The sequence below is a fragment of the Bacteroidota bacterium genome (assembly GCA_034723125.1).
GTDB lineage: Bacteria > Bacteroidota > Bacteroidia > CAILMK01 > JAAYUY01 > JAYEOP01.
Window position 1 is genome coordinate 1 of the sequence record JAYEOP010000614.1, and the last position, 6,763, is coordinate 6,763.

Annotated in this window: 5 protein-coding genes; all 5 read left to right on the plus strand. The window is 33.4% G+C overall.

Annotated features, from left to right (window positions below):
• The first annotated feature begins 250 nt into the window (after window positions 1-250).
• Entirely contained in the window at window positions 251-1,027 is a 777-nt protein-coding gene (locus U9R42_15165) for an enoyl-CoA hydratase-related protein (GenBank protein MEA3497366.1), read from the plus strand.
• A 74-nt stretch (window positions 1,028-1,101) separates the two neighbouring features.
• Window positions 1,102-2,439, plus strand: coding sequence for a 3-hydroxyacyl-CoA dehydrogenase family protein (locus U9R42_15170; GenBank protein ID MEA3497367.1), 1,338 nt, complete (start codon window positions 1,102-1,104; stop codon window positions 2,437-2,439).
• A gap of 10 nt (window positions 2,440-2,449) precedes the next feature.
• On the plus strand, window positions 2,450-3,694 hold the full coding sequence (locus U9R42_15175; GenBank protein ID MEA3497368.1) for a beta-ketoacyl synthase N-terminal-like domain-containing protein: 1,245 nt from the start codon (window positions 2,450-2,452) through the stop codon (window positions 3,692-3,694).
• A 90-nt stretch (window positions 3,695-3,784) separates the two neighbouring features.
• Window positions 3,785-4,798 (plus strand): nitronate monooxygenase, encoded by a 1,014-nt coding sequence (locus U9R42_15180; GenBank protein ID MEA3497369.1) that lies wholly within the window; start codon window positions 3,785-3,787, stop codon window positions 4,796-4,798.
• 11 nt (window positions 4,799-4,809) lie between these two features.
• Window positions 4,810-5,586 (plus strand): alpha/beta hydrolase, encoded by a 777-nt coding sequence (locus U9R42_15185; GenBank protein ID MEA3497370.1) that lies wholly within the window; start codon window positions 4,810-4,812, stop codon window positions 5,584-5,586.
• Window positions 5,587-6,763 lie beyond the last annotated feature (1,177 nt).

The following is a 6,763-nucleotide window of genomic DNA, read 5'->3' on the forward strand; positions in this document are numbered from 1 at the left end:
TGTTCCCAAAGGGTTTTCAGAGTTTTTCATATACTTCTTCAAAACTTTTTACATTATCCCGATAGTGTTTCAAATTTTTTCATTGTCTATAAAAAACTCTGGAAATCTTAATGCGAATGTATTTAAAAAACCTCCCATAAGATAAAAATAATTTTAATTCTTAAATTAAAAGATTTTTTGTAATCTTTGTTTATTATTTCACAACATTAAAATTAAAAATAGATTCTTTTAAATAAATTATTAATTGATTATGGAATACGAAACAGTAAAAATTGAAATTAAAGACAATATTGCCGTACTATCATTAAATCGGCCAAAAGCTATGAATGCATTAAATTCAAAAGTTTTTGAAGAGATTGATGATGTAGTCAAAACAGTAGAAGACAATACTGATGTAAAAGTACTAATTATCACAGGAGAAGGAAAAGCCTTTGTAGCAGGTGCTGATATTGCTGAAATGGCAGATATGTCGTCTGAAGCCGGTAGTTCTTTTTCTCAAACAGGACAAAGTACTTTCAAAAGTTTTGAGAACCTTGAGATACCTGTAATTGCAGCTATAAACGGATATGCTCTTGGTGGTGGATTAGAATTAGCAATGGGATGCGATTTTAGAATAGCAAATACTTTTGCAAAATTCGGACAACCTGAAGTTGGTCTTGGATTAATTCCCGGATATGCTGGTACTGCTCGTCTTCCTCGATTAGTTGGTCTTGGTAATGCTCTTTACTTATTAATGACAGCAGATGTGATTTCCGCAGATGAAGCATTAAGAATGGGTCTTGTTCAAAAAGTAGTTGAACCCGAAAACTTAATAGATGAAGCCATAAAAATTGCAAAAAGAATTGCATCTAAAGGACCCTTGGCAATAAAAAAAGTGAAATATGTAACAAGAAATGCTATGAATACTGATTTTAAAAATGCATGTACTGTTGAATCTCAGGAATTTGGTTCACTCTTTGGAAAAGGCAGTGAAGGAGAACTGGGCATGAAAGCATTTCTTAACAAAGAAAAACCTGATTGGAAATAATAACATTATATAAATAAAAATAATTTAATGTATAACTTGTCTGTTAAATCAGGCTATAAAAATAATTAAAATATATGAATTACACAAAACAACTACAAAACGTATCTGTACTAGGTGCTGCGGGAAAAATGGGTAGCGGAATACTACTGCTCACAGCAATGGAAATGGCAGATCTTAGTTTAAAACCCGAAAACAAAGACAAAGTTTTTGTTATTAACGCTATTGACGTTTCGGATGAAGGCTTAAATGGTCTTATGCAGTTTTTAAAAACTCAAATTTTAAAAGCAGCAGAAAAAAAGACAATTTTATTGAGAAAATTTTATGCAGATAGAAAAGACCTCATTGAAAATGAACATATCATAAACCAATATGTTTTTGATGTAATGGGTATCATTCGCCCTACAACATTGATTGAATCTGCGTATAAATCAAAAATAATATTTGAAGCAATTATTGAAAATCCTGAAGTAAAGAAAAAATTGTATTCTCAAATTAATGAAAACAATGATAATTCACCATGGTTTTTTACTAACACATCATCTATTCCAATTACAAAATTAGATAATGATTCTAATTTAGATGGAAGAATTCTCGGTGTTCATTTTTACAACCCTCCTGCTGTTCAAAAACTTGTGGAAGTAATTAGAGGAGATAATACCAAAGATGAACTTAATGAATTTGCATTAGCTTTTATCAAAAGTCTTAGAAAAAAAGCTGTTCCTTCAAATGATTTTGCAGGTTTTATTGGCAATGGACATTTTATGAGAGATGCTATACATGGAATAAATGAAGCTGAAAAACTCGCTAAGGAAATGCCTCTTGTAGAAGCTATTTACATGATGAATAAAGTAAGTCAAGATTACCTTGTACGTCCAATGGGAATTTACCAACTAATTGATTATGTTGGAGTAGAAGTATGTTCATATATTATGAGCGTTATGAATCCTCATGTAACGGATGAAGATATTCATAGTAATCTTCTTGATAAAATGGTAGAGCTTAATGTTTACGGTGGACAATTTTCTTCAGGAGCACAAAAAGACGGATTCCTAAAATATGAAAAAGGACAACCTTCTGCCATTTATGACATTGACAAAAAGGATTATGTTCCTATTTCTAATTTCCAAGAAAAATGTGATAAGAAATTAGGAGAACTACCTAAATCTTTTTCACCATGGAAAGCTGTTAATTTTAGTCCTTCAAAAGCTGAACATCTTGATAATTATTTCAATGAGATAAACAGCATGGATACTTTAGGTGCAAAATTGGCAAAAGATTACAATGCAAAATCAAATAAAATAGGAAAAAAACTCGTAACCGACAAAGTTGCATTTAATGAAAAAGATGTAAATACTGTTATGCTTACAGGTTTCTTTCATGCTTATGGACCAATAAACGATTATTTAAAATAGGAGGAATAAAATGACAAAACTAAAACGAAAAATATATATTGTAGCAGGAAATAACACAATTTCATTAGGAACAGGAAGAAAAGAATTTCATCCCAAAAAGCCTCGACCCGGTTTAGAACATTATCTTAAAGAAGCGGGACAAGCTACTTTAAAAGATATTGGTGGTGCTGAGCATGTTGATGAAATAGTAGTAGGCAATTTCATGGCTCCACGATTTAATAACCAAGGACACCTTGGTGCTTTTGCAGCTCATATTGATGAAAAACTAAAATACAAAGCAAGTATAAGTGTTGAAGGTGCATGTGCCTCAGGTGGATTAGCTCTTACAACAGCAATTAAATCAATCCTTGCCGAAACTGCCGAAGTAGTTCTTACTCTTGGTATTGAAGTACAAAACACAGTAAAAGCAATTTATGGTGCTGATGTTTTGGCTGGTGCAGGATGGTATCAAAACCGTAAAAACGGACATGCATATTTTTTTCCGGGAGAATTTAGCGATCGTGCAGGTGCATATTACGAAAAATATGGTTATGATTATACAAGAAAAGGAATGGCAACATGGTTTAAGAATGCAATTGAAAATGCACGCCTCTGCCCTACTGCTCAAGAGTATCACAACAATGTAGAAGATTTAATGGCTCTCGGTATGTCAAAACCATTTCCAAAGGCTTTTACCGATCATCTTAATGTTTTTGATTGCTCAAAAGTTTCTGACGGTTGCTCGGCTGTTGCAATTGTTTCAGAAGAAGGTCTTAAAAGAATTGGTATTCCTAAAAGTGAAGCAGTAGAAGTTATAGCTTTTGCTCAAGTAGTTGACGATTTAACAAAAGACCCTGAAGATTTTACAGAAATGAAAGCTACTGCAGAAGCAGCAAAACAAGCAATGGGAGATGCTGGAATTACTAAAGAAGACCTTGCAACAGTTGAAACACACGATTGTTTTACTATTGCAGGATTATTAGCAACTGAAGCCATTGGTTTTGCCGAAAAAGGCAAAGGTGCAGAATTTATTACAGAAGGTAACACAGCAAGAAATGGAAAAATTCCTTTTAATACAACAGGCGGACTCATAGGCTGGGGACATCCAACAGGTGCCACAGGAGTTCATCAATCTGTAACAATGTTGGAGCAACTTACTGGGAAAGCAGGTGAAGCTCAAATTGATATACCAAAAGACAGACCTTATGGCTTATCAATCAATATGGGTGGAAACGACAAAACTGTTGTTTCTTTAGTCTATAAAGCAGCGGAGTAAACTTAACAGCTATAACTCAAAGGCTAAAGCGGAAAGTAATTCATACTAAATGGAACTTTCTTTTTAACTTTAGCCTTTTTCTTATTTCAGATAAAAGACTTAAACTTATTCTACCTCTCTACTTCTCATATTGACATTTCTTTTACACAAAAAATAAGCATGAACAAAATCACAAAATTATTTAAAATAAAATACCCGATAATTCAAGGTGGGATGATTTGGTGTAGTGGTTGGGAACTTGCTTCTGCGGTTAGTAATGCAGGAGGACTTGGATTAATTGGTTCAGGTTCAATGCAACCCGAAATTTTAAAACTACACATTCAAAAATGCAAAAATGCAACTGACAAAGTCTTTGGAGTTAATCTACCCCTGCTCTATCCACAAACCGAAGAACATATTAAAATTATTATTGATGAGAAAATAAAAATTGTTTTTACTTCGGCAGGTAATCCTAAAAAGTGGACAAGCTACTTGCAAGAACATGGTATTACTGTAGTTCATGTAATTTCAAATGTTAAATTTGCAAAAAAATGTGAAGAAGCAGGAGTTGACGCAATTGTAGCCGAAGGATTTGAAGCCGGTGGACACAACGGTTTTGAAGAAACCACAACAATGACATTAATACCTCAAATAAGAGAAGCTGTTAAACTTCCTTTGATAGCCGCAGGAGGAATTGCAACAGGCAAAGGAATGCTTGCTGCTTTTGCTCTAGGTGCTGATGCTGTTCAAATCGGAACTCGTTTTGTTGTATCAGAAGAATCATCAGCTCATCCCAATTTTAAAAAATCTGTTTTAGAAACTACTGATGGCTCAACAAAACTTACATTAAAACAATTAGTAGCAGTACGGTTAATTAAAAATCAATTCTTTAATCAAGTTGAAGAACTTGAAAACAAAGGAGCAACAAAAGAAGAAATAAGTAAATTACTAGGTAGGACAAGAGCCAAACTTGGAATGTTTGAAGGCGACTTAAACGAAGGTGAACTCGAAATTGGACAAGTTTCAGGATTAATAAATGAAATAAAATCTGTCGATAAAATAATTGAAGATATAATGAATGAATTTGAAACAAGCAAAATCAGTTTAAACAAACTGTCTTTTTAAGCTAATTAATAATGCCTTTTATTTTTATAAATAATAATAAAATTAATTACCATTTTATTAATAAAGATTACATTAGTGAGAACTCCCCTATTTTATTATTTTTACATGAAGGACTAGGAAGCATTGAACAATGGAATGATTTCCCTGCTCTTTTAAGCAAACAAACAAAACTCCCTGCATTACTTTATGACAGATATGGTCATGGAAAATCAGAAAAATTAAAAGAAAAAAGAAAAGTAGATTATTTACACACTGAAGCATTTGAATATTTACCAATGCTTCTAAAAAAGTTGAAAATAAATAACAAATTAATCTTATTCGGACATAGCGATGGTGGAAGTATAGCACTTTTATTCGCATCAAAATTTAAAAATAAAACAGCAGGAATTATTACTGAAGCCGCACATGTATTTGTGGAAGAAATTACTCTTAAAGGCATTGAAGAAGCAAAAAAAAAATTTGAGATAATAAAATTATTAATTGAAAAATATCATGGACAGAATACGGAACCAATGTTTTATAACTGGGCAGACAGATGGTTATCAAATGATTTTAGAAATTGGAACATTGAAAATGATTTAAAAAAAATCACTTGTCCAGCACTTGCTATTCAGGGTAAAAAAGATAAATACGGAACAAAAAAGCAAGTTGAATCAATAGTAAATAACATAAACAAAAACGCAAAAGCATTACTAATACCCAACTGTGGTCACAATCCTCATTTGGAAAAACAGGAATATGTTTTGAAAAAAACACTTAGATTTATTGAAGATAAAGTAAGTTGGTAAGTTACGGAGGGTAATACAAGTCCACAGTCCAAAGTCAAATTCCGAATAAACAAAAAGAAGTACTTAGAGTACTTAGAGTGCCTAAAGTACTTAGAGTTATGTGTTACGAATAAACAAATTACGAGTCCGCAGTCGGCAGTCTCCAGTCGGCAGTAAAAAACAGTCCACAGTCAAATTTCAAATAAACAAGAAGAAGTACTTAGAGTACTTAAAGTGCCTAAAGTACTTAGAGTTATGTGTTACGAATAAACAAATTACCAGTCCCCAGTCGGCAGTAAAAAACAGTCCTCAGTCGGCAGTAGGCAGTCTCCAGCCAGCAGTCAAATTCCAAATAAACAAATCAACAAATAAACAAATCAACAGATAAACAAATAAACAATTCTTACAATAACAACCCATAAAATCATCATTGTGAGGGAGGTACGACCGCGACAATCTCGGGCTTTTTAGCAGAGGTAGTAAAAAACAGTCCTCAGTCAGCAGTAGGCAGTCTCCAGCCAGCAGTCAAATTCCAAATAAACAAATCACCAAATAAACAAATAAACAATTCTTTCATCAGATTGCTTCAGTCATACTTCCTTCGCAATGACGGTATGGTGGAGCTTTCAATTAAAGAAGTCGGCAGTCTTCAGTCGGCAGTAAAAAACAGTCTCCAGTCAGCAGTTCGCAGTCAAATTCCAAATAAACAAATCAACAGATAAACAAATAAACAATTCTTACAACAACAACCCATAAAGTCGTCATTGTGAGGGAGTGTTCTGACAAAAACAATGTGATAATTTTACTACAAATATAAGTTGTCAGAATACGACCGCGACAATCTCGGGCTTTTTAGCAGAGGTAGTAAAAAAAGCATCCTACTCTTATTCATCAGATTGCTTCAGTCATACTTCCTTCGCAATGACGGTATCTTGGTGCTTTCAAATAAAAAAGTCGGCAGTCCACAGTCGGCAGTCAAATTCCAAATAAACAATTCTTCTTAGCGTTCTTTGCTTGCCCCATAAGGAAGAATGACTGTATCGGGGCGTCTTTGCGAGAAATTACTCCTACTCATCAGATTGCCACAGTCGTTCCTCCTTCGCAATGACGGTATGGTGGAGTTTTTTTATAAAGGAGTCAACAGTATCTTGCATCCTCAAACAAATAAACAAATCACCGAATAAACAACTTAATGACA

Coding starts and splice junctions, on each gene's coding strand:
- U9R42_15165 (MEA3497366.1), top strand. CDS start 251: ATGGAATACGAAACAGTAAAAATTGAAATTAAAGACAATATTGCCGTA.
- U9R42_15170 (MEA3497367.1), top strand. CDS start 1,102: ATGAATTACACAAAACAACTACAAAACGTATCTGTACTAGGTGCTGCG.
- U9R42_15175 (MEA3497368.1), top strand. CDS start 2,450: ATGACAAAACTAAAACGAAAAATATATATTGTAGCAGGAAATAACACA.
- U9R42_15185 (MEA3497370.1), top strand. CDS start 4,810: ATGCCTTTTATTTTTATAAATAATAATAAAATTAATTACCATTTTATT.